Here is a 26,461-nt window from a genome sequence, read left to right as displayed (position 1 = left end):
CGCCGCCGCGTGGGCCGCGAGGCGGGCGCGGCTCGCGCGATGGTTGGCGTGGGTGATCGCGATGGCGAGGGCGTCGGCGGCGTCGGCGGTGTCCGGCGCCGCCTTCGGCAGCAGGAAGCGCACCATCGCGCCGACCTGGCTCTTCTCGGCGTGGCCGGCGCCCACCACGGTCTTCTTGACGAGGTTGGCGGCGTACTCCGCCACCGGCAGGTTGGCCAGGGCCGGCACCAGCAGGGCGACCGCGCGGGCGTGGCCGAGCTTCAGGGTCGCCTGCGCGTCCTTGTTGACGAAGGTCTCCTCCACGGCGACCTCGTCGGGCTGCATCCCGGCCACCACCCGGGACAGGCCGTCGTGCAGGGCCCGCAGGCGCAGCGCCAGGTCGTCGTCGCCGTCGGAGGTCACGGTCCCGCAGGCCACGTAGGCGAGGCGGGTGCCGGTCAGCGTGATCAGGCCCCAGCCGGTGCGGCGGAGGCCCGGATCGATGCCGAGGATGCGCACCGGATGGGTCATCGCCTGGATCCTGTCCCTGTCCTGCCGCGGCGGAGCCCGCCCGGGCGCCGGCCGAGGCCCCAGCATGGCCCGATTCCGCGCCGAGGGATATCCGGCCGCCGCCCCGCGAGGCTACGCGCGGACCCTTGACGAACCGTCACGGCCCGGGCGTGGTCGGCCGGTGACAGCCTTCTCCCCGTTCGCCGGCCTGTCCGCCGACCCGCCGGCGGCCGCGCTCCTCCTCGCGGCCGCCCTCGTGGGCGGCCTCGTGCGCGGCTTCACCGGGTTCGGCTTCGCCATGGTGTTCGTGCCCCTGGCGGCCGCCGCCGTAGGCCCGGCCGAAGCGGTCGGGCTGATCTGGGTCGTGGACGCGCCGTTCGCCCTCGGCCTCGGGGCGCTCTCGGCCCGGCGGGCGGCGTGGCGGGAGGTGGTGCCGCTCCTCGTCGGCGCGAGCGCGCTCCTGCCGGCGGGCGTCTGGCTCCTCACCCGCCCCGACCCGGACCTGACGCGGTGGATCACGGCGGCCGCCATCGCGGCCGCGCTCGGCGCCCTGGTCTCGGGCTGGCGCTACCGGGGGGTGCCCTCGCTGGCGCTCTCGCTCGCCACCGGGGGCGCCTCGGGCCTGGCGAGCGGCTTCGCGGCCCTCGGCGGCATGCCGCTCGCCGTGTTCTGGCTCGCCGGCCAGCGCGCCGGGGCGGCGCAGGTGCGCGACAACCTGATGGCCTATTTCGGCCTCTCGACCCTGGTCTCCGGCCTCGTCTTCGCGGCGACCGGCGTCCTCTCCGCGCCCCGCTTCGCCGAGGCGCTGCCGCTGCTCCTGCCCTACGGCCTGGGACTCCTCCTCGGGGCGCGGGGCTTCCGCCACGCCTCCGACGCGCTCTTCCGGCGCGTCGCCTACGCGGTGATCCTGGCGGCGGTCTGCCTCGCGCTGCCGCTCCGCTAGGGGCGGGGCGTCAGGCCCCCGTCTCCCACCAGCCCTTCTCGGCGTGCAGGCCGTGGCCGCCCCGGTAGGGCGCGACCCCGGGGCTCGACCAGCCCGCGACCAGCGCCGGGTCGAGGCGGTAGACCTCGACGCCGAGGGGCCGGCAGACGTCGATCGGGTCGCGGGCGCCGGGTCCCCAGAGCGGCACCGAGAGGTCGCCGCCCGGGCAGGTCGAGAGCGCGCACAGGAGATCGATCTCGGCGAAGAACTCGAGGTGGTCGCCTGCCTGCGCCGGGCAGTCGCGCATGAAGTACATGTCGTCGTGGTTCAGGCCCGTGACCTGGAAGACGTTGAGCACGTCGTGCACGTCGAACTCGGTCAGGCCGAAGGGCAGCACCGACCGCACCAGGTTCGAGTGGCAGTGGAAGTGGAAGTCCTGGCCCGTCAGGAGCTTGTTCACGTAGGGGTCGCAGCGGGTGCCGAGCAGGTCGTGGACGCGGCCGCCATACGCGTCGGTGCCGTAGCCCGCCAAGCTGTCGGCCGTGATCGTCGCGAGCGGGCGCAGGAAGGGCAGGGTCGACCACAGGCGGTCGAAGGTCGTGACGTGGGCGCCCTGGAGCTGGCGCGTGCGCGCCGCCCAGAGCCGCTCGCGCGGGTCGTGGCGGTTCCAGATGTTGAGGTCGCCCACCTGCGGCCCCTCGAGGGCGACGATGCGGAACACGTGGCCGGCCGGCACCTCCCAGGCCCGCCCGGTCCGGATCGGGATGGTGAAGCGCTCGACGAGGGTGCGGCCCCCGGTCTCGCCCGCGATCCGCCCGTAGAACGCCCGGTCGAGGTCGAGCGCCGAGCCCTCGCTCACCTGATAGGCCGCCGGGAAGTCCTTCATGCCGTGCTCCGGGGATGGGGGGCGGATGGTCGGGGCAACCGGCCGGCGGGTCAAGGCGCGCCCGCGCCCCCGCCCGCCTACTCCGCCGCCGTCGCGAGCGGCGCCTCCGGGTTGCGGAAGCGGGCGAGCAGCGCCGCCTCCTCGGCCCTGGCGGCCGCGAGGTTGCGGGCCTTGACGGGCCCGTAGCCGCGGATGGTCTGGGGCAGGTTCGCGAGGCCCACGGCGGCGGCGTGGCGCGCCGGCGTGAGGTCGCGCAGGATCTCGGCGAGCAGCGCCTCGAAGTCGCGCACGAGCCGGCGCTCCTCGCGCCGCTCCCGCGTGTAGCCGAACGGGTCGAGGGCCGTGCCGCGCAGGGCGCGCATCCGGGCGAGCACCGCGAAGGCCCGCATGATCCAGGGCCCGAAGGTCATCTTGCGCGGCCGGCCCGTCGCCGGGTCGGTGCGGGCGAGCAGCGGCGGCGCCAGGTGGAACTCGTAGCGGAGCGGGCCGTCCTCGAAGGTCCGGGCCACCTGCGCCCGGAAGCTGCCGTCGGTGTAGAGGCGCGCGACCTCGTACTCGTCCTTGTAGGCCATGAGCCGGAAGAGCGAGCGGGCGACCGCCTCGGTCAGGGGCGTCGCGCCCGGCGCCACCTGCGCCTCCCGGGCCCGCACCCGCGCCACCGCGTCGGCGTAGCGGGCCGCGTAGGGCGCGTCCTGGTAGGCGGTGAGGAACGCGACCCGCCGGGCGATCACGCCGTCGAGGTCCGGCGCGAGGTCGGGGGCGGGGGGCGTCACCGCCCGCACGGACTCGGGCGCCGCCGCGGCGAGGCGGCCCCACGCGAAGGCCGCGAGGTTCATCGGCACCGCCTCGCGGTTGAGCTCGATGGCCCTGACGAGGGCCTCCCGCGAGAGGGGCACGCGCCCGCGCTGCCAGGCGTAGCCGAGCATGAACATGTTGGCCGCGAGGGCGTTGCCGAGGGCCGCGACCGCGAGGCCGGTGGCGTCGGTGAAGTCGGCGCTCCCGGCGCCGGCGGCTTCCCGGATCGCCCGCTTGATGCGCTCGGCCGGCAGGGAGAAGTCGGGCCGGCGCGTGAACTCGCCCGGCATCACCTCGGCGGTGTTGACCACGAGGTGGGTGCGCCCGCGGGCGACCGCCGCCAGGATCTTGCGGCTGCCGCTGACCACGAGGTCGCAGCCGAGCACGAGGTCGGCCGCCCCGGCGGTGACCCGGATGGCGTGGATGTCCTCCTGGCGGTTGGCGAGCCGGACGTGGCTGTAGACCGCGCCGCCCTTCTGGGCGAGCCCCGCCATGTCGATCATCCCGAGGCCCTTGCCCTCGAGGTGCGCCGCCATGCCGAGGATCGCCCCGATGGTGACGACCCCGGTGCCGCCGACGCCCGTCACGATCAGGTTGTAGGTGCCCTCGATCGCCGGCACGACGGGCTCGGGGAGGCCCTCGTCCGGGGCGGCGGCCGGCGCCGGGGACGCCCCAGCCGCCGGGGCCGCACCGAGCGGCGTCGTGCGGGGCTTGGCGCCGTGCACGGTGACGAAGGACGGGCAGAAGCCCTTCACGCAGGAGAAGTCCTTGTTGCAGCTCGACTGGTCGATGCGGCGCTTGCGGCCGAACTCCGTCTCGACCGGTTGCACGGCGACGCAGTTCGACTGCACCGAGCAGTCGCCGCAGCCCTCGCAGACGAGCTCGTTGATGATCACCCGCCGGTCGGGGTCGGGATAGGCGTTGCGCTTGCGCCGCCGCCGCTTCTCGGAGGCGCAGGTCTGGTCGTAGATCAGGACCGAGACGCCCGGGACCGTGGCGAGGTCGCGCTGCACCGCGTCGAGCTCGTCGCGGTGGTGGAGGGTGAGGCCCTCCGGCCAGCGCAGGCCCGCCGGGTACTTGTCCGGCTCGTCCGTGACGAGGGCGATGCGCGCGACGCCCTCGGCGCGCACCTGCGCGGCGATGCGGTCGACGGTGAGGCCGCCCTCGTGGGGCTGGCCGCCGGTCATCGCGACGGCGTCGTTGAACAGGATCTTGTACGTGATGGTGGTGCCGGTATCGACGGCCCAGCGCAGCGCCAGCGAGCCCGAGTGGTTGTAGGTGCCGTCGCCGAGGTTCTGGAAGACGTGCCCGCGCTGCGAGAAGGCCGATTCGCCGATCCAGTTCGCGCCCTCGCCGCCCATCTGGGTGAAGCCGTCGGTGCCCCGCTCCATCCACTGCGCCATGTAGTGGCAGCCGATGCCCGCGTAGGCCCGGGAGCCCTCCGGCACCTGCGTGGAGGTGTTGTGCGGGCAGCCGGCGCAGAAGTGCGGCACCCGGGTGGCGATATCGGCGGTCCGCGCCAGCACCTCCTGCGCCTGGCGCAGGCGCGCGACGCGGCCCGCGAGGTCGTCGTTGCGGTGGTAGGCCAGCAGCCGCTCGCCGAGCGCCACCGCGATGTCGTTGGGATCGAGCGCGCCCTTGACGGGGAAGAGCCAGGCGCCCGCCTCGTCGCGCTTGCCGATGCAGACCGGCTGGTCGGGCGTGCCGTAGAGCTCCTCGCGGAGCTGCACCTCGATGAGCGAGCGCTTCTCCTCCACCACCATGATGAGGTCGAGGCCCTCCGCGAAGGCCGCGAGCTCGCGCCGCGACAGCGGCCACGGGCAGGCCACCTTGTAGAGGCGCAGGCCCATGTCGTTGGCCTTGACCTCGTCGAGCCCGAGATCCTCCAGGGCCTGGCGCACGTCGAGGTAGGACTTGCCCACCGTGATCACGCCGATCTTCGGCCGGCGCCCGCCCGAGAGCACGATGCGGTTGAGGTTGTTGGCCCGCACGAAGGCCAGCATGGCGTCGCGCTTGAAGTCCTGGAGCCGGGCCTCCTGCTCCAGGATGCCGTCCGGCGTGCGGATGTTGAGGCCGCCCGGCGGCATCGCGAAGTCGTCCGGCAGCACGATCCCGACCCGGTCGAGGCGCGCGTCCACGCTCGCGGTCGACTCGATGTTCTCCTTCACGCACTTGAAGGCGACCCAGGTGCCGCAGAAGCGGCTCATGGCGTAGCCGTAGAGCCCGTAATCGATGATCTCCTGCACCCCGGCCGGGTTCAGGATCGGGCTCATCACGTCGACGAAGTGGAACTCGGACTGGTGCGCCACCGTGGAGGATTCGGCGGTGTGGTCGTCGCCCATCAGCGCCAGCACGCCGCCGTGGCGGGAGGTGCCCGCCATGTTGGCGTGCCGGAAGACGTCGCCCGAGCGGTCGACCCCCGGCCCCTTGCCGTACCAGAGGCCGAACACCCCGTCGTGCCGGCCCTCGCCCCGCATCTCGGCCTGCTGCGAGCCCCAGATGGCCGTCGCGGCGAGCTCCTCGTTCAGCCCCGGCCGGAACACGATGTTGGCGCGCTCCAGCACCTTGCCGGCCCGGGCGAGGTTCTGGTCGAGGCCGGCGATCGGCGAGCCGCGGTAGCCCGAGACGAAGCCCGCCGTGTCGAGCCCCGCGGCGCGGTCGCGGGCCTGCTGCATCAGCAGCATCCGGATCACCGCCTGGGTGCCCGTGACGAAGACCTGCTCGCGCGACAGGTCGTACTTGTCGTCGAGCGTGACGGACCTGAGCGACGGCGTGGTCGAGCGTGAGCCCATCCGGTGTTCCTCCAGGCGTTCGCCGCGCGGTCGCGGGCCGGTTCCGCCCGGCCTCGGCGTGACGCGCCAATATGTCAGTAAGGCTGACATTTACGGGACGGCGCGTCAACGCGCCCTGGAGCGGTTCCAAGGCGCGCCGCCGGCCCGGTGCCCGCAAGGGCTCCGGGCGGCCCGCGGGGGGGGCCTTGCGCCCCCGCGGGGCCCCGGGCGGCGGCGCCTCCGCAGGCGTGGCTGTGTGGCGTGGCTGCGGCGTGGTGCGGCCCGGCCGGATCGGCTAAAGCTGCGTTCGGCCGCCGCCCGGGCGGGCCGGGGGAGAGCGGGGCCGTTGGCGCTCGACGACGACATCGCGATCCTGGCCGCGGCGCCGCTGTTCGGTCTGATGACCCGGGATGCCCTCCGGCTGATCTCGTTCGCGGCCGAGCGCCGGCGGCTCGAGCCGGGCGCGGTGCTGTTCACCCGCGGCGACCCGGCCGAGGGCGGCTTCGTGGTGCTCGGCGGCATCGTGGTCCTGGAGCCCCGCCTCCGCGAGGGGCCCCCGGTCGAGGCCGGGCCCTCCGCGCTGATCGGCCGGACCGCGCTGTTCCTCCCCGTGGAGCGGCCGACCACCGCCCGCGCCGGGCCGGCGCCCGCCGAGGTGATGGTGGTCACCCAGGCGGTGGTGCGCCGGGTGCTGGAGGTGTTCCCCGACACGGCCGCGGCGATCCACGACCTCCTGGCGGACGACCTCGCGGCGTTCGCCCGCGACCTCGCCGGCGCGCGCGCGGCGCGCGCGCTCTGAGGGAAGGGGACCCGCGCGCGCGGCGCGCGCCCTCTGAGGAAGGGACGCGCGCGGCGCGTGCCCTCTGAAAAAGCGGGACCCGCGCGGCGCGCGCGCCGCGACGTGACAGCGCCCGGGGGCCTGCGCTAAGGCAGGCCCGACCCACCCGCCCGGAACCGCTCCCATGTCGCACGACGCCCTCGCCCGGACCATCGAAGCCGCCTGGGAGGACCGCGCGGACGTCGGCGCGGACACGGGCGGGCCCGTGCGCGAGGCCGTCGAGGCCGCGCTCGCGCTCCTCGATTCCGGGCAGGCCCGCGTCGCCGAGAAGGCCGGCAACGAGGACTGGCACGTCAACCAGTGGCTCAAGAAGGCGGTGCTGCTGTCCTTCCGCCTGAACGACATGGCGGTGATCCCCGGCGGGCCCGGCGGCGCGCCCTGGTGGGACAAGGTGCCGTCGAAGTTCGAGGGCTGGGACGCCGCGCGCTTCCGGGCCGCCGGCTTCCGGGCGGTGCCGGGGGCGGTGGTGCGCCGCGGCGCCCACATCGCGCCGGGCGCGGTCCTGATGCCGTCCTTCGTCAACCTCGGCGCCCATGTGGGCGAGGGCACCATGGTGGACACCTGGGCCACCATCGGCTCCTGCGCCCAGGTGGGGAAGAACTGCCACATCTCGGGCGGCGCCGGCATCGCGGGGGTGCTCGAGCCGCTCCAGGCCAACCCGGTGATCATCGAGGACAATTGCTTCGTGGGCGCCCGGGCCGAGGTGGCCGAGGGCGTCATCGTCGGGGAGGGCAGCGTCCTGTCGATGGGCGTCTACATCGGCGCCTCGACCAAGATCATCGACCGCGCCACCGGCGAGGTCGCCTACGGCCGCGTGCCGCCCTACTCGGTGGTGGTCTCGGGCACGCAGCCCGGCAAGGCGCTGTCGGACGGCAGCCCCGGCCCCTCGCTCTACTGCGCCGTCATCGTCAAGCGCGTCGATGCCGGCACCCGGGCGAAGACCGCCATCAACGAGCTGCTGCGCGATTGAGGCGGCCGGCGGGCCCGGCGCCCGCGCGGGGCCGGGGCGCGATGGGCCCCGGCGCCGGCGCCTCACACCGCGACGTTGTCGATGAGGCGCGTGCGGCCGAGATAGGCGGCCGCCAGGACCCGGGCCGGGCCCGCCACCCGGTCGAGGGGCGCCAGGGTCTCGGCGTCGCTCACCGTCAGGTACTGCACCGGGCCGAAGCCCGCCGCCGCGAGGCGCGCCCGCCCGGCCGCGAGCGCCGGGGCGGTTCCTGCGCCGCCCCGGACCGCCTCCGCCACCTCGCGCAGGACCGCGTGCATCGCCGGCGCCGCCCGGCGCTCCGCCTCGGCCAGGAAGACGTTGCGCGACGACAGGGCGAGGCCGTCCTCCTCCCGCACCGTCGGCACGCCCTCGATCACGACCGGGACGTCGAGGTCGCGCACCGCGCGCCGGATCACCTGGAGCTGCTGGTAGTCCTTCTCGCCGAACATCGCCCGGTCCGGCAGGCACTGGAGCAGGAGCTTCGTCACCACCGTGGCGACGCCCGCGAAGTGGCCGGGACGGATCGGGCCGCACAGCTCGGCGTCGAGCCCCGCCACCGTCACGGTGGTGGAGAAGCCCGGCGGGTACATGGCCGCCACGTCGGGCAGGTAGGCCGCGTCGGCGCCCGCCTGCGCCAGGAGCGCGATGTCGCGCTCCGTGTCGCGGGGGTAGCGGGAGAAATCCTCGCTCGGCCCGAACTGGGTCGGGTTGACGAAGATGCTGGCGACGACCCGCCGGCAGCTCGCCTGCGCCTGCCGCACCAGGGCGAGGTGCCCGGCGTGCAGCGCCCCCATGGTGGGCACCAGGGCCACGCCCTCGCCTGACGCCCGCCAGGCCCGGACCTGCGCCCGCAGGGCGGCCAGGTCGCCGAGCCGCGCCACCGGAGCGGCGGCGGGGGAGGGGCTGCGAGGGCTCATCGGGGGGGCTCCGGACACGCGGTCGGCGCGACCCTAAGCGGAGTTTCGCCGCCACGCCAACGCTGACGCCCGCTGCCCTCCCCGCCGCGCCCGCGGATCCCCGGGGCGGGGGGCGGACGGTCCCGGGGGACGCCCGGCGCGCCGGCGGCCGGGGCCGGCGCGCCTCAGCTGACCTCGACCTGCACCACCCCGGGCACGGCCCGCAGCGCCCCTGCGACCTGCGGGGTCGCCTGGTAGCGGTCGCGCAGCTTGACCTCGACCTCGCGCTCGCCGCCGTCGAGGATCAGGATCAGCGAGACCTCGCCCTCGCCCCGCATGGTCAGGCGCTGCTGCACGCTGGGCAGCGGGCGCTCGTCGCGCAGGTAGATCCGCATCCCCTTCTGGTGGCGCGAGACCGCCTGCTCGAGGAGCTCGCAGGTCTGGATCCGGGCGCGCACGTCCTCGCCCTCGGCGCTCGCCTGGAGCTGGAGCGCCAGCGCCGTGCCGGGCTCCAGCAGGTCGCGGTAATGCTGCAGGCCTTCCGAGAACACGATCGCCTCGAAGTGCCCGGTCTGGTCCGAGAGGTTGACGATGCCGATCTTGTTGCCGGTCTTGGTGCGGCGCTCGGAGCGGTCGAGCACGGTGGCGGCCACCCGCCCGACCGTGGACGTGCCGGCCCGGACCGAGCGGCAGAACTCGACCCAGGTCTGCACCCGGAGCTTCCTCAGCAGGTCGCCGTACTCGTCGAGGGGGTGGCCCGAGAGGAAGAAGCCGACCGATTCGTACTCCTTCTTCAGGCGGTCCGCCGCCGGCCAGGGGTCGTGGGCCGGGATGCGCAGGGCCACCTCGGCCGCCGCGACGCCCCCGAACATGTCGCCCATGCCGCCGCTCGCGGCCTCGGCCGCGCCCTGGGCCAGCCGCATCATCGGCTCCACCGCCGCGAAGGCCCGGGCCCGGTCCGGCTCGATCGCGTCGAGGGCGCCGGCCGCCACCAGGTTCTCGAGCGTGCGCTTGTTGACGAGGCGCGGGTTCAGCCGGCGGGCGAAGTCGCCGAGGTCGCGGAACGGCCGGTCGCCGCGGGCCTGCACGATCGCCTCGACGGCGGCGCGCCCGACGCCCTTGATGGCCGCGAGCGCGTAGCGGATCGCGCCGTCGTGGACCTCGAAGGTGATGCCCGAGCGGTTCACCGAGGGCGGCTCGACCTTGATGGCGAGGCGCTGCGCGTCCTGGCGCAGCTCCGCGAGCTTGTCGGTGTTGTCGAGGTCGAGGGTCATCGAGGCGGCCAGGAACTCGACCGGGAAGTTCGCCTTCAGGTAGGCGGTCTGGTAGGTGATCAGCGCGTAGGCGGCGGCGTGCGACTTGTTGAAGCCGTAATCGGCGAACTTCGCCAGCAGGTCGAAGATCTCGTCGGCCTTCGGCTTCGTCAGCCCGCGCTCGACCGCCCCCTTCACGAAGCGGTCGCGCTGGGCGTCCATCTCGGCCTTGATCTTCTTGCCCATGGCGCGGCGCAGGAGGTCGGCGTCCCCGAGGGAGTAGCCGGCCAGCACCTTGGCCACCTCCATCACCTGCTCCTGGTAGACGATGATGCCGAAGGTCTCGGCCAGGATCGGCTCCAGCCTGGGGTGGGGGTACCAGGCCGCCTCGTTGCCCGCGTCGCGCCCGAGCTTGCGCTCGCAGTAGACCGGGATGTTGGCCATCGGGCCCGGCCGGTAGAGGGCCACGAGGGCGATGATGTCCTCGAAGCGGTCGGCGCACATCTCGACGAGCGCCTTGCGCATGCCGGCCGATTCCACCTGGAACACCCCGACCGTCTCGCCCTTGCGCAGCCGCTCGTAGGTCAGGGGATCGTCGATCGGCAGGGAGGGCAGGTCGACCGCGATGCCGCGCTGCGCGAGGAGGTCGGTGGCGGCGCGCAGCACCGTGAGGGTCTTGAGGCCGAGGAAGTCGAACTTCACCAGGCCCGCCTGCTCGACCCACTTCATGTTGAACTGGGTCACCCGCATGCCCGTCTTCGGGTCGCGGTAGAGCGGCACCAGCTCCTCGAGGGGCCGGTCGCCGATCACCACGCCCGCCGCGTGGGTCGAGGCGTGCCGGTGCAGGCCCTCGAGCTTCCGGGCGATGCTCATCAGCCGGGCGACGACCGGCTCCTCCTCGATCGCGCTCTGGAGCTTCGGCTCGCCCTCGATCGCCTGGGCGAGCGTCACGGGGTTGGCCGGGTTCTGGGGTACGAGCTTCGTGAGCTTGTCGACCTGGCCGTAGGGCATCTCCAGCACCCGGCCGACGTCGCGCAGCACGCCGCGGGCGAGCAGCGTGCCGAAGGTGATGATCTGGGCCACCTGGGCGTGGCCGTAGCGCTGCTGCACGTACTCGATCACCCGCTCGCGGCCCTCGACGCAGAAGTCGATGTCGAAGTCCGGCATCGAGACGCGCTCGGGGTTGAGGAAGCGCTCGAACAGCAGCCCGAACCGGATCGGGTCGAGGTCGGTGATGAGGAGCGACCACGCCACGAGCGAGCCCGCGCCCGAGCCGCGGCCCGGCCCCACCGGGATGTCGTGCTCCTTGGCCCACTTGATGAAGTCCGAGACGATCAGGAAGTAGCCCGGGAACTTCATCTTGGTGATGACGCCGATCTCGTACTCGAGCCGGTCGCGGTACTCCTTCTCGGTGAGGCCCTCCGCGGGGCCGGATTTCGCCAGCCGGGCGGTCAGCCCCTCCTCGGCCTGCCGGCGCAGCTCCGCGGCCTCGTCGGGCGCGATGGCGGCGGCGACCGCGGTCGTCGCCGCGGCGGCGACGGCGGTCGTCGCCGCGGCGGCCCCGGCGGCGGCCCCGGCGTCCGCCGCCTGGCCCGGGACGCCGAAGCTCGGCAGGATCGGCTTGCGGGTGCGGACCCGGTAGGCGCAGCGCATGGCGATCTCGACCGTGGCCGCGAGGGCGTCCGGCAGGTCGCGGAACAGCGCGGCCATCTCGGCCCGGGTCTTGAAGGCGTGACGCGGCGTCAGGCGCCGGCGCTTGTCGTCCGAGACGAGGCGGCCCTCCGCGATGGCGAGCAGCGCGTCGTGGGCCTCGTAGTCGTCGGGCTTGGCGAAGAACGGCTCGTTGGCGGCGACGAGCGGCAGCCCGTGCCGGTCGGCGAGCCCGATCAGCTCCGCCTCGACCGCCCGCTCGTCCGGCAGGCCGTGGCGCTGGATCTCGACGTAGAGCCGGTCCTCGCCGAACGCCGCCGCCAGGGTCGCGAGGCGCGCCGCCGCCACCTCCGGCCGGCCCGCCCGCAGGGCGGTGTCGAGGGGGCCGCCCAGGCCGCCCGTGAGGGCGATCAGCCCGGGCCCGCAGGCGGCGAGCGCCTCGCACGAGACCCGGGGCGCCTCGCCGAGGGGGCCGTCGAAGTAGGCCCGGCTCGCGAGCCTCAGCAGGTTCCCGTAGCCGGTCTCGTCCTTGGCGAGCAGCACCACGCCCGGCGCGCCCGGCGCCTGCCGGGCGCCGGGCTCGGGCGGGTCGAACACGACCGAGAGCTGCATCCCGGCGATCGGCTGGAGGCCCAGCCCCGCCGCCTTCTCGGAGAATTCGAGCGCCCCGAACAGGTTGTTGGTGTCGGTGAGCGCCAGGGCGGGCTGCCGGTCGGCCGCCGCCGCCTTGGCGAGGTCGCCGATCTTCAAAGCCCCTTCGAGGAGCGAGTACGAGGAGTGGACGTGCAGGTGGACGTAGCCGACCGGCTTCAGGATCTGCAAGGGCGCTTCTCGCTCGACGCGGCGTTGAGCGGCGCAGGATCCCCGGCCGGGGTTGAGGAGTCACGACCCGGCCCGCGTCAGGAGCGGGAAAATTGTCGGGGATTCACCGCGAAATCGCTGGAACCCGCGGCGCGTTGCCGGTTCGCCACGGCGGGCGGCCGCCGTCAGTGCAGGGGCGAGAGCGCGACCGCCCAGAGGGCGACGGCGCCGGTGAGGAGCCCCATCGAGGCGACCTCCGTGACATTGAGCAGGATCTGGCGTACGTTCATGGTCTGTCCCCTTTGCCGACGGGGCATAATTGTTCCTGTTTTGTTCCATGTCAAAGGGGCGGGGCGGGATCCGGGCAACGCGGTAAACGTTCGGTTGCGGTGGGTGGCACGGCGCCTCTCGGTTGCGCCGGACCCGCGCTGGGGCCTGCATGGCGCGGTTGCGCGGGAGCCGCGTTGCGGGCCGGTCGCCCGCGACCTATTTAAGCGCGACCGTATCGGCGGACCGGCGCGCCCCTCCGCCGGGGTTTCCCCTAAGTCAAGACGAGGTAGCGCATGGCGCGCGACGTGTCCGACGCGACCCCGCTCACCGGGCGGGCCGAGCTGATCGAGTGGTTCGCGGCCGGCGAGAAGCCGCCGGAGGCCTTCGCCATCGGCACCGAGCACGAGAAGGTGCCGTTCTACCGCGCCGACCTGGCGCCGGTGCCCTACGAGGGCGAGGGCGGCATCCGGGCGCTCCTCGACCGCGTGCAGGCCGCCACCGGCTGGGAGACGATCGAGGATGCCGGCCGGGTGATCGGGCTCGCGGCCCGCGAGGGCGGCGGGGCGATCTCCCTCGAGCCCGGCGGCCAGTTCGAGCTCTCGGGAGCCCCGCTGCCCGACGTGCACGCGACCGCCCACGAGCTCAGCCTCCACCTCGACGCCGTGCGGACGGCGGCCGATCCCCTGGGCATCGGCTTCCTCACCCTCGGCATGAGCCCCAAATGGACCTGCGGGCAGACGCCCGTCATGCCCAAGAGCCGCTACCGCATCATGAAGGGCTACATGCCCAAGGTCGGCACCCTCGGCCTCGACATGATGCTGCGCACCGCCACCGTGCAGGTGAACCTCGACTTCTCCTCCGAGGCCGACATGGTGACGAAGCTGCGGGTCGGGCTGGCGCTCCAGCCCGTCGCGACCGCGCTCTTCGCCAACTCGCCCTTCACGGACGGCAGGCCCAACGGCTTCCTGTCCCGGCGCTCGGAGATCTGGCGCCACACCGACGCCGACCGCACCGGCATGCTGGCCTTCGCGTTCGAGCCGGGCTTCGGCTACGAGGCCTACGCCGACTGGCTCCTCGGCGTGCCGATGTACTTCGTGAAGCGGGGCGAGACCTACCACGACGTCAGCGGCGCCGCCTTCGGCGACCTGATGGCCGGGCGCCTCGCGGCCCTGCCGGGCGAGCGCGCCACCGTCTCGGACTGGGCCAACCACGCCTCCACGGCCTTCCCGGAGGTCCGCCTCAAGCGCTTCCTGGAGATGCGCGGCGCCGATGTCGGCGACGCCAACATGATCGCCGCCCAGGCCGCCTTCTGGGTCGGGCTGCTCTACGAGCCCGCCGCCCTGGCGGCCGCCTGGGAGCTCGTGCGGGGCTGGAGCGCCCCGGAGCGCGAGGCGATGCGGGCCGAGGCGCCGCGCCTCGGGCTCGCCGCGCCGGCCGCCGGCCGGCGCCTGCGGGAGGTCGCCCGCGACGCGCTCGCGATCGCCGAGGCCGGGCTCAAGGCCCGGGCGCGCCGCGACCCCCAGGGCCGCGACGAGACGCTCCACCTCGCGCCGCTCCAGGCCGTCGCGGCGGGCCGGACCCGGGCCGAGGACCTCCTGGCGCTCTACGAGGGGCCGTGGAACGGGTCCGTCGACCCGGTCTTCGCCGCCTGCACCTTCTGAAGGCCCGGGCGTCCGCGGGCCGCTCCGCCCTCGCCCCGTCCGCGCCGGCGGCGCGGTCCGCCGGGCCGGCGGCGTGCGCCACCGCACGGTGCGGCGGACCGCGCAAGCTTAGGCATCGTGCGGGCCGGCCGCAGCCGCGGGACGGCCGGGCGCGCATCCCTGACGGACGGGAAGGAGCGCGCCGAATCAGGGAACAGGGGCCGGCTCTTGGCCGTTCTCCTGACCAACGGGGCCTTTTCTTCACCTGGAGATTCCACGCATGTCGCGCTTCACCACCCTCACGCTCGCCGGTGCCGCCGCCGTCGCCCTGACCGCCGGCAGCCTCGGCGCCCAGGCCGCGCCGCTCCCGGCGGCGACGTCCGCCTCCGTCGCCGGCACCGCCGCGACCGTCGATCAGGTGCGCTGGCGCGGTGGCGGCTACTACGGCGGCTACCGCGGCGGCTACGGCTACCGCGGCTACGGCTACCGCCGCGGCATCGGCGCCGGCGGTGCCCTGGCGGCCGGCGCGGCCCTCGGCATCATCGGCGGCGCCATCGCGGCGAGCTCCGCGCCCGCCTACGGCTACGGCTACCCGGCCTACGGCTACGGCTATCCCGCCTACGGCTACGCGCCGGTCGGCGGCTACGGCTACGGCTACCCCGCCTACGGCTACTACGGCTACTGATCCGCAGCGCCCAAGGGCGTCGGCCCGGCGCGGTTGAGCCCGCGCCGGGCCTTTTTCGTGCGCGTCCCGTGTGCTCAACTCGGCGCCGCGCGGCAGCGGGGCCGGCACGGGGGATTCATGGCGGCACGCCGATCCGAGCTCGACCTGCGCGGGCTGAAATGCCCCCTGCCGGTGCTGCGCACCCGCAAGGCGCTCCGGGGCCTCGGCCCCGGCGAGGAGCTGTCGGTCCGCTGCACCGACCCCCTGGCCGCCATCGACATCCCGCACCTCCTGCGCGAGACCGGCGACCTCCTCGACGGCCTCGAGGAGCGGGACGGCGTCCTCACCTTCGAGATCCGCCGCGCCGACAAGCCCCGGCCCGACCGGGCCGCCGGGGGATCGACCGAGCCGCGAGGGGATCGATGACACGCTCACCGAAGGCAGGATCCCGGCGCCGCGGGCAGAGGGCCCGGCCGTGACCGGATCCGGCAGGCCGCTGATCCGCGGCACGCGCATCGTCCACGAGGGCTGGGCCCGCTTCCTCGTCGCCGAGATCCGCATGCCGGACGGGTCCGCCGCGACCCGCGAGATCGAGGATCACGGGCGCGCCGTCGCGGTGCTGCCCTACGATCCCGGCCGCCGCGTCGCCCTGCTGGTGCGTCAGTTCCGCGCCCCGGCCTGCTTTGCGGACGGCACGGAGGCGGTGCTGGAGGTTCCGGCGGGGCTCCTCGACGAGGACGACCCGGCGGTCTGCGCCCGCCGCGAGGCCTTCGAGGAAGTGGGACTCCGCCTCCCGGTCCTCGATCACGTCGGCCAGGCCTGGTCGATGCCCGGCCTCTCCACCGAGCGGATGGACCTCTACCTCGCCCCCTACGGCGCGGACGACCGCACCGCCGCGGGCGGCGGCCTGGCGGACGAGCACGAGCACCTGGAGGTCGTCGAACTGCCCCTCGCCGACCTCGCCGCCATGGCGGACCGGGGCGCGCTGCGGGACATGAAATCGCTCTGCCTCGTCCAGACCCTGCGCCTGCGCCGTCCGGAGCTGTTCGCCGCGGACGGCCCGGCAGGTGCGGATGCGGGCGCGCTGGGATAGCATCAACGCGCGGCAACGCGTCCGTGCACGAGGCCCCGCCTTCACGCTTTCGTGACCGGGGCTGGTGCGGCGTTCAGCATCTGTTAACTTTGGGCGGTTCCGATAGCCTCCGTCGCAGGGGCCTCGACAGGAGACGCCGATGTTCAGCATTGGACCCTTCCACCGCTCGGCCGGCCAGCCCGCCGGCATCTACGCGTCGCTCCTCCCCCTCGAGCCGGAGCCGCTCGACCTGAGGCCCGCGACCCCGCGCGGCTCCCAGCCCATCCCCGCGGCGCCCGGCCTGGGCCGCCACGCCGTCTCGATGGCCCTGCTCCTCGGCCTCACCCTGGCGGTGCAGTCGGCGGTCGGCTGGTGGACCCTGCCCGGCAAGGCGCCCGCCCTCGCGCCCTCCGCCCAGGGACCGGTCGAGCGCGCCCCGTCCTGAGCGCCGGCGCGACCCGCCGCAGGGGTGCGCGCGGGGACGCGGCGTCTCGCGCCGTAGACGCGGCGGCCGGCCCCGTTCGTAGCGGCCGCGTCGTCTGAGCGAACCCGGCGGCGGGCGCCGCGATGGCCCGGCCGCACCGGATCGTGTCGAGAAGCCGGCGACATCGCGGCAGGCCCCTTGCGGAACGGCCACGATTCGTTAACCTGTGGGTCAACACCAAACAATTCGACGTTGATTCGCGCAGGGAGCCCAGCGCATGTCCGATGCCATTCGGGTAAGGCCGACTCATGACGGCACCTACACGGTCTATCGCGGCACACGGGTGATCGTCAGCGGGCTCACCCGCGCCCAGGCCGAGACCGTCGAGGCCTCGATGATCGAGCGCGAACGCAAGGCCGCGCATCCCGTTCACTGAGCATCCGGCGCTCGCACGCGGAATCGCGGCGAAGCGAAGTCTTCAGGCGCCCGTGGGGCGCCTTTTTCCGGCGCCGGACCGTCCGTGACCTCGGTCGCGCCGGATCGCCGATTGGGGCGGCCCGGTCCCGCCGCCGGGATACGCCTGCCGTACCCGCCGGCTCGTCTCGCGGCCGGGTAGTTCAGGACTTGGCCGCACTGGGGGCGACGGGCTCGCGCCGGCCGCGTCGGAGCTGGGCCTCGCAACCCGCCTGCCTGAGCATCCGCGCGGAAGTCCGCGGGCGCATCGCCCCGGGCCCGGTCGGGGAATGGCCGCCGCGGCGCGTTCGAGGCGCCGACCCGGCGTCGCGTCCGCGAGCGTTCGGGCGCGCACGCCGTCACATGCTCTCCTCGATCGCCTGCCTGGCCGCCCGGATGCCCGGCTCGTCGCGTCGGTACATCGTCCACCCCTCGAGGCGCTTAGGCCGGACCGGGCCGGTCCCGGTCAGCACCAGCCCGTGCTCGCCCGGCGTCGGCGCGCCGACGCCGGGCGCCTCCGCGATGGGGGCGCCGCACACCCCGTCCTCGACGCGGTCGCCGTCCACCTGCTCGCGGCGATGCGCCCGGGTCGCTGAGCCGGTCCAGGATCGGGCGGCGCCGCTCGTCGCCGAGGGCGCACGGGAGGGCCGCGAGGGTCATTTTGCGGCTTTGCCGAACGGCTCACCCGTGTCAGCGCTCCCGCACCAGACGCGGGAGAGCACGCCCATGGACCAAGCCACCTCATCCGGCCCGGCGGGCGGGGCCGCGCCGATCACCCGCGAGCGGATCGCCGCGACCGAGCGGACGATCCGGCCCTACATCCGGCGCACGCCGGTGCTCGCGGCGGACGGCGGCGAGTTCGGCCTCGCGCCCGGCCCGCTGCTGTTCAAGCTCGAGCTTTTCCAGCATTCCGGCTCGTTCAAGGCCCGGGGCGCCTTCGCCAACCTGCTCCTGCGGGACGTGCCGGCCGCCGGGGTGGTCGCGGCCTCGGGCGGCAACCACGGCGCCGCCGTCGCGCTGGCGGCCCACCGGCTCGGCGTGCCGGCGACGATCTTCCTGCCGAGCATCACCTCGCCGGCCAAGGCCGACCGCATCCGGGAGTACGGCGCCACCCTGGTGGTCGGAGGCGAGCGCTACGCCGATGCCCTGGCGGCCAGCGAGGCGCACGTCGCCCGGACGGGCGCCGCGCCGGTCCACGCCTTCGACCAGCCCGAGACGCTCCTGGGCCAGGGGACCCTCGCCCGGGAGCTGGAGGCCGACGCCCCCGACATCGACACGCTCCTCGTCGCGGTCGGCGGCGGCGGGCTGATCGGCGGCGTCGCGGCGTGGTACGCCGGCGCGGTGCGGGTGGTCGCCGTCGAGCCGGAGGGGGCCCCGACCCTGCACGCCGCCCTCGCGGCCGGCCGGCCGGTGGACGCGCCCGCGGGCGGGCTCGCGGCGGACAGCCTGGCTCCGCGGCGGATCGGCGCGCTGGCCTTCCCGCTCGCCCGCGCCCACGTGGCGCCGGAGGTGGTGCTCGTGAGCGACGACGACATCCTGCGGGCGCAGGCCGCCCTGTGGTCGGTCCTGCGCGTCGTGGCGGAGCCCGGCGGGGCCGCGGCCTTCGCGGCGCTCCTGTCGGGCCGCTACCGGCCCGCGCCGGGCGAGCGCGTCGCCGTGCTGGTCTGCGGCGGCAACACCACGGCGGTCCGCTTCGGGCAGCAGCCGTGAGGGCGGACCGTCGCGCCCGGGGGCGGCCGCCCGCGGGCCGGGCCGCGGCCGGGCGCCGTCAGGGCCCGCCGCCGTCGAAGGCGAGGGCGGCCGCGAGGTCCAGCAGGATCTCGTCCCCGCCCGGCGCGGCCGCGAGGGAGAGGCCGAGCGGGCAGCCGTCGAGGGTCGCGGCCGGCAGGGAGACTTGCGGCAGGCCGGCATGGCCGGCGGGGCAGAGGATCTCGAGGGCCCGGGCCCGGAAGGCGTCGAGCTCCGCCTCGGGCGTCGCGAGGCGCGGCGCGATGCCGGGCGCCGTCGGCAGGACCAGGACCGCGTCCGCGACGAGGTCCCGCATCCGGGTGCGGATCGCGCCGCGCAGGCGCCGCGCCGCCTCGACCTCGGCGGGATCGAGCCGCGCGGCCGCCGCGAAGCGCTCGCGCACGCCCGGGCCGAAGGCGGGCCGCGCGGCCTCGACCCAGGGCCCGTGCGCCGCCCAGGCCTCCGCCGACTGGATCAGCCGGAAGGCGTTGCGCCACGCGGCCAGCGCCTCGCCGGCGACCTCGACCTCCTCCACGGCCGGGAACGCCGCCGCCACCCGGTCGAGGGCCGGGCGCAGGGCCGCGGCGACCTCCGGCCCCGCGCGGCCGAACAGGTCCCGGGCGACGAGGAGCCGTCCGGGCCGCGTCCCCGGCCGGCGGGCGGGCAGCAGGACCGCGCCGACCCGGGCGAAGAGCGCGGCGTCGCGGGTGAACCAGCCGAGGGTGTCGAAGCTCGGCGCCAGCGGCACGGCGCCCGCGAGGGGGATGCGGCCGTGGGTCGTGCGGATGCCGTGCAGGCCGCAATAGGAGGCGGGCAGGCGGACCGACCCGCCCGTGTCCGAGCCGATCGCGAAGTCGACGAGCCCCGCCGCGGTGGCGGCCGCCGAGCCCGAGGAGGAGCCGCCCGGGATGCGGCCCGGCGCCCGGACGTTGACGGGCGTCCCGTAGCGGGCGTTCTCGCCGTTGAGGCTCCAGGCGAGCTCGTCCGTGTGGGTCTTGCCGACGAGGCGCGCGCCGGCCGCGAACAGCGGCTCGATCGCCGGCGCGGTCCGGTCGGGGACCGGGTGCGTCGCGAGCCATTCGGGCGAGCCCGCGCCGGTCGGGACGCCGGCGAGGTCGAAGAAGTCCTTGAGCCCGAAGGTGAGCCCGGCGAGCGGCCCGTCGTCCCGGCCCCGCCGCTCGACGCGGCCGTGGGCCACGAAGGCCCCGATGTCGTCCGGGCGGCTCATCGGGGATCGTGCAGGCGGGGGGCGGGGCGGGTGAAGGTGCGGGTGCCGCCCTTGAGCCCGAAGAGCGGCTGGGCGAGCTCCGCGACCGCGTCGGCGGGGGTCTCGCAGTCGAGCACGACAACGTCGGCCGGGTTGCCCGGCACGATGCCGTAATCGTCGAGGTTGAGGAGCCGGGCCGAGCGCGTCGTCACCATGGCGAGGCAGTCGGTCATCCCGGCCGGCGTGCCGACCTGGGCGATGTTGGCGTAGAGGTTGGCCATCCGCACGAGCGAGCAGTCGCCGAAGGGCGTGAACGGGTTCAGCACGTTGTTCGTCGAGAGCGAGCAGTTGACGCCGAGGGCCAGGAAGCGGTGGGCCGGCGTCACGCCGCGGGGCACGTCCCGGTCGTGGTCGCGCCCGGTGAGGAAGAGGTCGGTGGCGGGCAGGACCGTGACGGCGACCCCGGAGGCGGCGAGCCGGCCCGCGATCTCGCCGAACCGCTCCGGGGACACCGAGGAGAACTTCGTGACGTGGCCGACCGCGACGCGGCCGCCCCAGCCGGTGGCGTCCGTCAGGCGGCAGACCTCCTCGACGTCGAGATGCGCGGGGTCGAGCCCGAAATCGAGGTGGAAGTCGATGTCGACGTCGTAGCGCTTCGCGAGCGCGAAGATGCGGGCGATCTGCCCGTGGGAATCCGCGTCCATGTAGGGAGCGCCCCCGACCACGTCGGCCCCGCCCTCGAGGGCCGCCACCAGGACGTCCTCGCAGCCGGGATCGTCGAGCAGGCCCTCCTGGGGGAAGACGCAGATCTCGATCCCGACCGCCCAGGCGTAATCCCGCTTGAGGCGCGTCAGGGCGCGCAGGCTCGTGAGGCCGATCCGCGGGTCGACCTCCACGTGGGTGCGCATCCGCATCGTGCCCTGCCCGATCGCCTTGCGCAGCGTGCGCTCGGCGCGCGCGTAGACGTCCTCCTCGGTGAAGCTGCGCTTGGCCTGCGCGACCGCCGCCACGGCCTCGTCGAGCGTGCCCTCGCGGCAGGTGCAGCGCCCGAGCAGGCAGGACTTGTCGAGATGGACGTGGGTCTCGACGAAGCCCGGGACGGCGAGGCGGCCGCCGAGGTCCTCGACGGGGCCGTCCGCCGGGAGGGCGGGCGCGACCGCGGCGATGCGGCCGTCCCGGATGCCGATGTCGGTCGGCTCCGGGCGCCCGTCGAGGCGCGCGTCACGCAGGATGAGGTCGAAGGACACGGGGCTCTGCCTCATGCGGCTGGAGGGGCGGGGAGGGGTGGCCGAGATAGGCCGCGACGAGGGCGCCGTCGCCGCGCAGGGCCTGCGCGTCGCCCGCGCGGACGACGCGACCGGTCTCGAGCAGGATGCCGCGGTCGGCGATGCCGAGCGCGAGGTCCGCCATCTGGTCGACGACGAGGATCGTGACGCCCTCGTCCCGCAGGTCGGCCAGGATCGCGAACAGCTCCGAGGCGGTGCCGGGCGCGAGGCCGAGCGAGGGCTCGTCGAGGAGCAGCACGCGCGGGTCGGCCATCAGCCCGCGGGCCAGCGCCATCATCTGCTGCTCGCCGCCCGACAGGAGGCCGGCGGGGCTGTCGAGGCGGCGCGCGAGGCGCGGGAAGCGGGCGACGGCCCGCGCGAGTTCGGCCTCGACGTCGACGCCGAGGCCGCGCCGCCGCCAGGCGCCGAGGCGGATGTTGTCCCGGGCCGTCAGCGCCGGGAAGACCTGGCGGCCCTCCGGCACGAGGGCGAGGCCGCGCGCCGCGACCCTGTGGGCCGGCTCGCGCGCGACGTCGGCGCCCGCCAGGAGGACGCGCCCGCCGATGGGGCGCAGGAGCCCCGACAGCGCCCGCATCAGGGTCGACTTGCCGGCGCCGTTCGCGCCGAGGAGCGCCACGCACTCGCCGGCCCCGACCGCGACGTCGACTCCCTCGAGCACCGGGGCGGCGCCGTAGCCCGCCGTGACGCCCTGCGCGGCGAGGACCGGGGCGGCGTCCGCGGGCCGCGCCGCCCGGGCCCGCCCCGCCCCGCCGTCGCCCGTCCCCAGGTAGGCCGCGACGACCCGGGGATCCCGGGCCACGGCCGCGGGCGCGCCCGCGGCGAGCACCTGCCCGGCATCGAGCACGACGACGTGGTCCGACACGCCCATGACGAGCGCCATGTCGTGCTCGACCAGCACCACGGCGATCCCGGCCGCGGCGATCGTCCGCACCACCTGCGCGAGCGCGTCCTTCTCGGCCCGCATCAGCCCGGCGGCCGGCTCGTCGAGGACGAGGACGTGCGGGCGCGTCGCGAGGGCCCGGGCGATCTCGACGAGCCGGCGGTCGACGTGCGGGAGGTCGGCCGCCGGCGCGTCGGGCCGGCCGGCGTAGCCCACGCCCGCGAGGAGCGCGTCCGCGACGCGGGCGGGCCCGGCCGTCCCGGGCGGCAGCGCGAGGCGGACGTTGTCCCGCGCGCTCATCGAGGCGAAGAGCTGCGTCGTCTGGTAGGTCCGGGCGATGCCGGCGCGGGCGACGGCCGCCGCCGGGCGGCCCGCGAGGTCGAGGGCGCCCAGCCTGACCCGCCCGCGATCCGGGCGGTAGAAGCCGCAGACGATGTTCAGGATTGTGGTCTTCCCGGCCCCGTTCGGCCCGATCAGGCTCGTGACCCGGCCCGGCGCGGCCGTGAAGCCGACGTCGCGGGCCGCCGTCACGCCGCCGAAGGCGATGCCGAGCCCCTCGACGGCGAGGGTTGGCCGGGCGCCCGTCCCGAGGAAGCCCGCGAGGTCGAGGGGGGCCGGGCGGAGCGCCGGCCCGGCGCGCCGCGGGCGCAGGGCCGCGACGGCGCCGACGAGGCCGTTCGGCGCGACCCGGAGCACGACGAGGAGGAGGCTGCCGAAGAACAGCAGCCGGTACTCGGCGAGGCCCGACAGGAGCTCCGGCAGGACGCCCACGAGGGCGGCCCCGAGGAGCGGCCCGAGGACGGTGCCGGCGCCCCCGACCACGACCGCGAGCAGGAACAGGATCGACTGCGAGAGCGGGAAGGTGCCCGGGCTCACGAACATCAGGAGCGGCGCGAACAGCGCGCCCGCGAGCCCCGCCGCGCCGGCCGAGAGCGCGAACGCCACGGCGCGGACCGGCACCACCCGGATGCCGATCGACTGCGCGGCGTCCTCGGCGTCCCGCAGCGCCACCATGGCGCGGCCGAGCCGCGCGTGCTTCAGGGCCGTGAAGCCGACGAGCGCGAGGGCCGCGAGGGCGGCCGAGAGCCAGGTCATCTCGCGCTCGGAGAGCGGGACGGCGCCGAGCGTCGGCGGCAGGATGCCCATCAGCCCGTTGGCGCCCCCGGTGAGCGCCTTCCACTCGACGAGCCCGTGCTCGACGATGAGCGCGAAGGCGATCGTGACCATCGCCAGGTACGGCCCCCGGGCGCGCAGGGCCGGGACCGCCAGCAGGATGCCGGCGCCGGCCGCCACGAGCCCGGCGAAGGGCCAGGCGAGCCAGAAGCTCCAGCCCGCGAGCACCGGGATCGCCGCCGCGTAGGCGCCGATCGCGTAGAACGCGACCTGGCCGAGGGAGACGAGGCCCGCCAGGCCGAGCAGCACGTTGAGGCCGTAGCCGACGACCGCCGTCAGGAGGACGATGGCGGCCACGAACAGCGTGTAGCCGTCGGCCGCGCAGGCGCCGGCCGTGGCGGCGGCGATCGCCGCGAGCCCGATTGCCGCCTGGGCGAGGTCGGAGCGCAGCGCCATGCCCTCAGACCTTGCGCGGGCCGGCCGCGCCGAAGAGCCCGTTCGGGCGCAGCGCGAGCGACCCGATCACGGCCGCGAAGACGACGATCTGGGTCCAGGACGAGCCGACGAGGGCCGTCGCCAGCGCCTCGACGACCCCGTAGGCGAGGCCCGCCGCGACGACGCCGGGCGCCGACCCGATCCCGCCCACGATCGCGACCGCGAAGGCCTTGATGCCGAACAGCGTCCCCATCTCGGCCGTGACGCTCGAGAGCGGCGCGATGAGCAGGCCCGCGATCCCGGCGAGCAGGGTCGAGCCCGCGTAGGAGAGCGCCACCGCCCGGCCGACGTCGATGCCCATCAGGCGGGCGGCGGTCGGGTTCTGCACGACCGCGAGGAGGGCCCGGCCGTGGGCGGTGCGCCGCGACAGGAGGTGGAGCGCGGCCGCGACGGCGATCCCGACGACCGGGATGACGAGCTGGAGCGGGTAGAGCCCGAGGCCCAGGATCTCGACCGGGCGCTCGGCGAGCCGCGAGGGCAGGGCGCGCGGCTCCTTGCCGAAGGCGAACATGGCGGCGTTGTCGAGGACGAGGCCGCCCGCCACCGTCGCCATCAGCCAGGCCTCGGAGCCCCGCCGCACGAACGGCCGCACGAGGACGCGCTCGACGAGGAGCCCGAAGGCGGCGCAGAGCGCGAGCGCGGCCGCGACCGCGAGGGGCATCGGCCAGCCCTCGCGCACCCCGAGCACGTAGCCGAGCACCGCGCCGAGCATCATCGCGCTGCCTTGCGCGAAGTTCACGGTCCGGGAGACCGCGAAGGTGACGTGGTAGCCGAGGGCCACGAGCCCGTACATCGCGCCTTGGGCGAGGCCCGAGACGAGCGCGGAGAGGACGAGCATCGCGGCTCATCCCTCAATCGGTCAGCGGCACGATCTCGGGACCCGAGAAGCGGGTGAAGATGTAGTCCTCCCGCGACAGGGCATCGTGGTTGCCCGGGGAGAACGGCCGGGCGTAGGTCTTGATGAGGCCCTGGTAGGGCCCGATCTCGTAGAAGGCCGCCCGCACGGCGGGCCCCTCGGTCGAGCCCGCCCGGGCGATGGCGAGGGCCGCGAGGTGCATGGCGTCGTAGGCGTTGGCGATGCCGACCGCCGGGGTCACGTCGGAGAGGGTCCTGATCTCCGGGTAGCGTGCCTTGAGGGCGGCGAGCACCGCCTCGCCCTTCGGCGAGAGCCGGCCCGAGAACGAGTAGGTCTGCACCATGTCGACCGTCTCGGCGCGGGGACCGCCGAGCTCGGTGAAGCGGCCGCCGGCCGGGCCCCAGTGCGACACGACCGGGACGGGCCAGCCCATCCGGTCGAGGGACCGCACCACCTGGGCGGCGGGCTGGACGTTGGCGACGAGGAACAGGGCGTCCGCGCCGCCCTCCCGCAGGCGCGCGAGCTGCGGCACCATGTCGATGTCGTCGTTGCCGAACTTCTCGATGCCGGCCGCCGGCAGGCCCGCCGCCGCGAGCGCCTTCTTCAGGCCGGCCTCGTTCGACTCGCCCCAGGGGTTGTTGATCAGCATCAGGCCGGGCTTGCGGGCGCCCTTGCGCGCCGCCTGCGCCACCAGGGCCTCGTCCACGAGCTCGTCCACCGCGGAGACGCGGAAGACGTAGTTCTCCGCCGCGCCGTTGCGGGTGATCGGGGTGCCGGCCGCCCACACGCCCATGAAGGGCGCCTTGGCGCCGTTGGCGAACGGCACGATCGCCATCGAGACCGGCGTGTCGATGCCCCCGAACACGACCGCCACCTTCTCGCGCTGCACGAGCTCGCGGGCGGCGACGAGGCCCTTGGCGGGGTTCGACTCGTCGTCGCGCCGCACGAGCTCGATCCTGCGGCCGAGCACGCCGCCGCCGGCGTTGATCTCGTCGATGGCGACCTGGAGCCCGCGGGTGATCGCCTCGCCGGACTTCGCGGATTGCCCGGAGAGCGCCGCCACGAGCCCGACCTTGACCGGGTCCTGCGCGGCGGCCGGCACCGCCGCGGCCCCGAGGGCGAGGGCGACGAGCAGGGCCCGGCGGTGAAGGACGGGGCGACGGTCCATGGGCGCTCTCCTGTGCGCCCCGACGCCGGCAAGCCGCGTGCCAGCCGCGGGCGCTCCGTCCGGCCGCCGGCGCGCCGGCCGGCGCTGCCTAAATCGAGTACATTTGCCTGGTGCAATTGTATCCAGTTTGGGCAGGTGATCAGGAATCCGCCCGGGCGTAGCGGCGCAGGATGTCCCCCGGCTCCTCGGCGCCGCCGGCCTTGCCGCCGTCGAGCCCGCGCAGGAGCACCGATTCGAGGTGGGTCGTCATCAGGGCCTCGGCGGCGGCCGCGTCGCTCGCCCGCAGGGCCTCTATCAGGTCGAGATGCTCTTGCAGGTTGCAGCTGTCCCAGCGCGGGCGGCCGTAGAGGCGCAGCACGAGGGCGCTGCGCCAGACGAGCTGCGCCAGGAGGCGCGACAGGACGAGGCTGCCGGTCATCTCGCCGAGGACGACGTGGAACTCGGCCGCGAGCCGGATGTACTCGGGGCGGCCGTGATGGTGGGCGTGGTGCTCGTGCTCGACCATGCGGGCGAGGGTGGCGAGCTGGTCCTCCTCCAGGCGCCCGGTCAGCCGGCGGACGACGACCCGCTCGAGGTCGATCCGGACCGCGAAGAGGTCCCGCCCCTCCGCCAGGGTCGGCCGGCTCACGGCGGCCCCCCGGCGGGGCCGGAACTCGACCAGCTCCTCGGCGGCGAGGAGTTCGAGCGCGCGCCGGGCGACCGTCCGGCTGACCCCGAACGTGTCGCCGACCACGTCCTCGGGGAGCTTCGCGCCGGGCTCCAGGGCCTGCTCGATGATGGCCTTCCTCAACGCCTGGGCGATCACCTCGGCGCGCGTTCGCTCTTCCATCTCGCGTCATCGTCTCCGCGGGCCGCCGCCGCCGAACCCCTCGGCCGCGGCCCCGCATCATCGGTCGGGACCGGCGCCAGGGGAAAC

22 protein-coding genes are annotated in these 26,461 nt (G+C 75.2%); 10 read left to right on the top strand and 12 right to left on the bottom strand.

Features of this window, described 5'->3' with window-relative positions:
- The coding region (gene ruvC, locus DT057_RS11990; protein ID WP_128562332.1) for a crossover junction endodeoxyribonuclease RuvC at positions 1-510 on the bottom strand (510 nt) is incomplete at its 3' end.
- A gap of 160 nt (positions 511-670) precedes the next feature.
- Here ruvC and DT057_RS11985 point away from each other — a divergent pair.
- Positions 671-1,432, top strand: coding sequence for a TSUP family transporter (locus DT057_RS11985; protein ID WP_162501382.1), 762 nt, complete (start codon positions 671-673; stop codon positions 1,430-1,432).
- A gap of 10 nt (positions 1,433-1,442) precedes the next feature.
- Here DT057_RS11985 and DT057_RS11980 read toward each other — a convergent pair whose 3' ends face one another.
- Complete coding sequence (locus DT057_RS11980) at positions 1,443-2,297, bottom strand: urea carboxylase-associated family protein (protein ID WP_128562330.1); 855 nt, start codon at positions 2,295-2,297, stop codon at positions 1,443-1,445.
- A gap of 77 nt (positions 2,298-2,374) precedes the next feature.
- Positions 2,375-5,884 carry an indolepyruvate ferredoxin oxidoreductase family protein gene (locus tag DT057_RS11975; RefSeq protein ID WP_128562329.1) on the bottom strand — a complete coding sequence of 1,170 codons (3,510 nt, stop codon included), beginning with the start codon at positions 5,882-5,884 and terminating at the stop codon, positions 2,375-2,377.
- Between the two features lie 325 nt (positions 5,885-6,209).
- Here DT057_RS11975 and DT057_RS11970 point away from each other — a divergent pair, with 325 nt between their 5' ends.
- Positions 6,210-6,662 (top strand): cyclic nucleotide-binding domain-containing protein, encoded by a 453-nt coding sequence (locus tag DT057_RS11970; RefSeq protein ID WP_128562328.1) that lies wholly within the window; start codon positions 6,210-6,212, stop codon positions 6,660-6,662.
- A gap of 163 nt (positions 6,663-6,825) precedes the next feature.
- A complete protein-coding gene (gene dapD / locus DT057_RS11965) occupies positions 6,826-7,671 on the top strand; it encodes a 2,3,4,5-tetrahydropyridine-2,6-dicarboxylate N-succinyltransferase (protein WP_128562327.1) in 846 nt (281 codons plus the stop codon).
- A gap of 62 nt (positions 7,672-7,733) precedes the next feature.
- Here dapD and panC read toward each other — a convergent pair whose 3' ends face one another.
- Both panC and dnaE read right to left on the bottom strand, forming a co-directional pair.
- The gene (panC, locus tag DT057_RS11960) at positions 7,734-8,606 is read right to left on the bottom strand and encodes a pantoate--beta-alanine ligase (RefSeq protein ID WP_128562326.1); all 873 of its coding nucleotides are present in this window, start codon (positions 8,604-8,606) and stop codon (positions 7,734-7,736) included.
- 164 nt (positions 8,607-8,770) lie between these two features.
- Positions 8,771-12,310, bottom strand: a complete 3,540-nt coding sequence (gene dnaE, locus DT057_RS11955) for a DNA polymerase III subunit alpha (protein ID WP_128562325.1) — start codon at positions 12,308-12,310, stop codon at positions 8,771-8,773.
- 542 nt (positions 12,311-12,852) lie between these two features.
- Here dnaE and DT057_RS11950 point away from each other — a divergent pair.
- The 6 genes from DT057_RS11950 (at position 12,853) to DT057_RS36120 (ending at position 16,795) form a co-directional block, all read left to right on the top strand.
- The gene (locus DT057_RS11950) at positions 12,853-14,220 is read left to right on the top strand and encodes a glutamate--cysteine ligase (protein ID WP_128562324.1); all 1,368 of its coding nucleotides are present in this window, start codon (positions 12,853-12,855) and stop codon (positions 14,218-14,220) included.
- Positions 14,221-14,479: 259 nt separating this feature from the next.
- On the top strand, positions 14,480-14,884 hold the full coding sequence (locus DT057_RS11945) for a hypothetical protein (RefSeq protein WP_128562323.1): 405 nt from the start codon (positions 14,480-14,482) through the stop codon (positions 14,882-14,884).
- A gap of 117 nt (positions 14,885-15,001) precedes the next feature.
- Entirely contained in the window at positions 15,002-15,289 is a 288-nt protein-coding gene (locus DT057_RS11940; RefSeq protein ID WP_128562322.1) for a sulfurtransferase TusA family protein, read from the top strand.
- A gap of 49 nt (positions 15,290-15,338) precedes the next feature.
- Positions 15,339-15,956 carry an NUDIX domain-containing protein gene (locus DT057_RS11935; protein ID WP_238313180.1) on the top strand — a complete coding sequence of 206 codons (618 nt, stop codon included), beginning with the start codon at positions 15,339-15,341 and terminating at the stop codon, positions 15,954-15,956.
- A 139-nt stretch (positions 15,957-16,095) separates the two neighbouring features.
- Positions 16,096-16,380, top strand: coding sequence for a hypothetical protein (locus DT057_RS11930; RefSeq protein WP_128562321.1), 285 nt, complete (start codon positions 16,096-16,098; stop codon positions 16,378-16,380).
- Positions 16,381-16,636: 256 nt separating this feature from the next.
- A complete protein-coding gene (locus DT057_RS36120) occupies positions 16,637-16,795 on the top strand; it encodes a hypothetical protein (protein ID WP_203236251.1) in 159 nt (52 codons plus the stop codon).
- 376 nt (positions 16,796-17,171) lie between these two features.
- Here DT057_RS36120 and DT057_RS11925 read toward each other — a convergent pair whose 3' ends face one another.
- On the bottom strand, positions 17,172-17,378 hold the full coding sequence (locus DT057_RS11925; protein WP_238313178.1) for a hypothetical protein: 207 nt from the start codon (positions 17,376-17,378) through the stop codon (positions 17,172-17,174).
- 160 nt (positions 17,379-17,538) lie between these two features.
- On the opposite strand from DT057_RS11925, the gene DT057_RS11920 reads away from it, so the two are divergent.
- Positions 17,539-18,522 carry a threonine/serine dehydratase gene (locus tag DT057_RS11920; protein WP_128562320.1) on the top strand — a complete coding sequence of 328 codons (984 nt, stop codon included), beginning with the start codon at positions 17,539-17,541 and terminating at the stop codon, positions 18,520-18,522.
- Positions 18,523-18,580: 58 nt separating this feature from the next.
- On the opposite strand, the gene DT057_RS11915 is transcribed toward DT057_RS11920, so the two are convergent.
- From DT057_RS11915 to DT057_RS11890, 6 genes are all read right to left on the bottom strand, one after another.
- Positions 18,581-19,768 (bottom strand): amidase, encoded by a 1,188-nt coding sequence (locus DT057_RS11915; protein WP_128562319.1) that lies wholly within the window; start codon positions 19,766-19,768, stop codon positions 18,581-18,583.
- Positions 19,765-20,994, bottom strand: coding sequence for an amidohydrolase family protein (locus tag DT057_RS11910; protein WP_203236250.1), 1,230 nt, complete (start codon positions 20,992-20,994; stop codon positions 19,765-19,767). The genes DT057_RS11915 and DT057_RS11910 overlap by 4 nt, the downstream gene beginning before the upstream one ends.
- Entirely contained in the window at positions 20,969-23,482 is a 2,514-nt protein-coding gene (locus DT057_RS11905) for an ATP-binding cassette domain-containing protein (RefSeq protein ID WP_238313175.1), read from the bottom strand. Before DT057_RS11905 ends, DT057_RS11910 begins: the two co-directional genes overlap by 26 nt.
- Before the next feature lie 4 nt (positions 23,483-23,486).
- Entirely contained in the window at positions 23,487-24,359 is an 873-nt protein-coding gene (locus tag DT057_RS11900) for a branched-chain amino acid ABC transporter permease (protein ID WP_128562317.1), read from the bottom strand.
- A gap of 13 nt (positions 24,360-24,372) precedes the next feature.
- On the bottom strand, positions 24,373-25,545 hold the full coding sequence (locus tag DT057_RS11895; protein ID WP_128562316.1) for an ABC transporter substrate-binding protein: 1,173 nt from the start codon (positions 25,543-25,545) through the stop codon (positions 24,373-24,375).
- Positions 25,546-25,684: 139 nt separating this feature from the next.
- On the bottom strand, positions 25,685-26,374 hold the full coding sequence (locus tag DT057_RS11890; RefSeq protein ID WP_128562315.1) for a GntR family transcriptional regulator: 690 nt from the start codon (positions 26,372-26,374) through the stop codon (positions 25,685-25,687).
- Positions 26,375-26,461: the final 87 nt, after the last annotated feature.

The sequence above is a fragment of the Methylobacterium crusticola genome (assembly GCF_003574465.1).
GTDB lineage: Bacteria > Pseudomonadota > Alphaproteobacteria > Rhizobiales > Beijerinckiaceae > Methylobacterium > Methylobacterium crusticola.
Note: the sequence above shows the minus strand (reverse complement) of the source record. Positions and strands in the feature narration are given on the sequence as shown.

Coding starts and splice junctions, on each gene's coding strand:
- DT057_RS11895 (WP_128562316.1), bottom strand. CDS start 25,545: ATGGACCGTCGCCCCGTCCTTCACCGCCGGGCCCTGCTCGTCGCCCTC.
- DT057_RS11980 (WP_128562330.1), bottom strand. CDS start 2,297: ATGAAGGACTTCCCGGCGGCCTATCAGGTGAGCGAGGGCTCGGCGCTC.
- DT057_RS11930 (WP_128562321.1), top strand. CDS start 16,096: ATGTTCAGCATTGGACCCTTCCACCGCTCGGCCGGCCAGCCCGCCGGC.
- DT057_RS11940 (WP_128562322.1), top strand. CDS start 15,002: ATGGCGGCACGCCGATCCGAGCTCGACCTGCGCGGGCTGAAATGCCCC.
- DT057_RS11945 (WP_128562323.1), top strand. CDS start 14,480: ATGTCGCGCTTCACCACCCTCACGCTCGCCGGTGCCGCCGCCGTCGCC.
- DT057_RS11950 (WP_128562324.1), top strand. CDS start 12,853: ATGGCGCGCGACGTGTCCGACGCGACCCCGCTCACCGGGCGGGCCGAG.
- DT057_RS11975 (WP_128562329.1), bottom strand. CDS start 5,884: ATGGGCTCACGCTCGACCACGCCGTCGCTCAGGTCCGTCACGCTCGAC.
- DT057_RS11915 (WP_128562319.1), bottom strand. CDS start 19,768: ATGAGCCGCCCGGACGACATCGGGGCCTTCGTGGCCCACGGCCGCGTC.
- DT057_RS11900 (WP_128562317.1), bottom strand. CDS start 24,359: ATGCTCGTCCTCTCCGCGCTCGTCTCGGGCCTCGCCCAAGGCGCGATG.
- DT057_RS11920 (WP_128562320.1), top strand. CDS start 17,539: ATGGACCAAGCCACCTCATCCGGCCCGGCGGGCGGGGCCGCGCCGATC.
- DT057_RS36120 (WP_203236251.1), top strand. CDS start 16,637: ATGTCCGATGCCATTCGGGTAAGGCCGACTCATGACGGCACCTACACG.
- dapD (WP_128562327.1), top strand. CDS start 6,826: ATGTCGCACGACGCCCTCGCCCGGACCATCGAAGCCGCCTGGGAGGAC.
- DT057_RS11905 (WP_238313175.1), bottom strand. CDS start 23,482: ATGGCGCTGCGCTCCGACCTCGCCCAGGCGGCAATCGGGCTCGCGGCG.
- DT057_RS11890 (WP_128562315.1), bottom strand. CDS start 26,374: ATGGAAGAGCGAACGCGCGCCGAGGTGATCGCCCAGGCGTTGAGGAAG.
- panC (WP_128562326.1), bottom strand. CDS start 8,606: ATGAGCCCTCGCAGCCCCTCCCCCGCCGCCGCTCCGGTGGCGCGGCTC.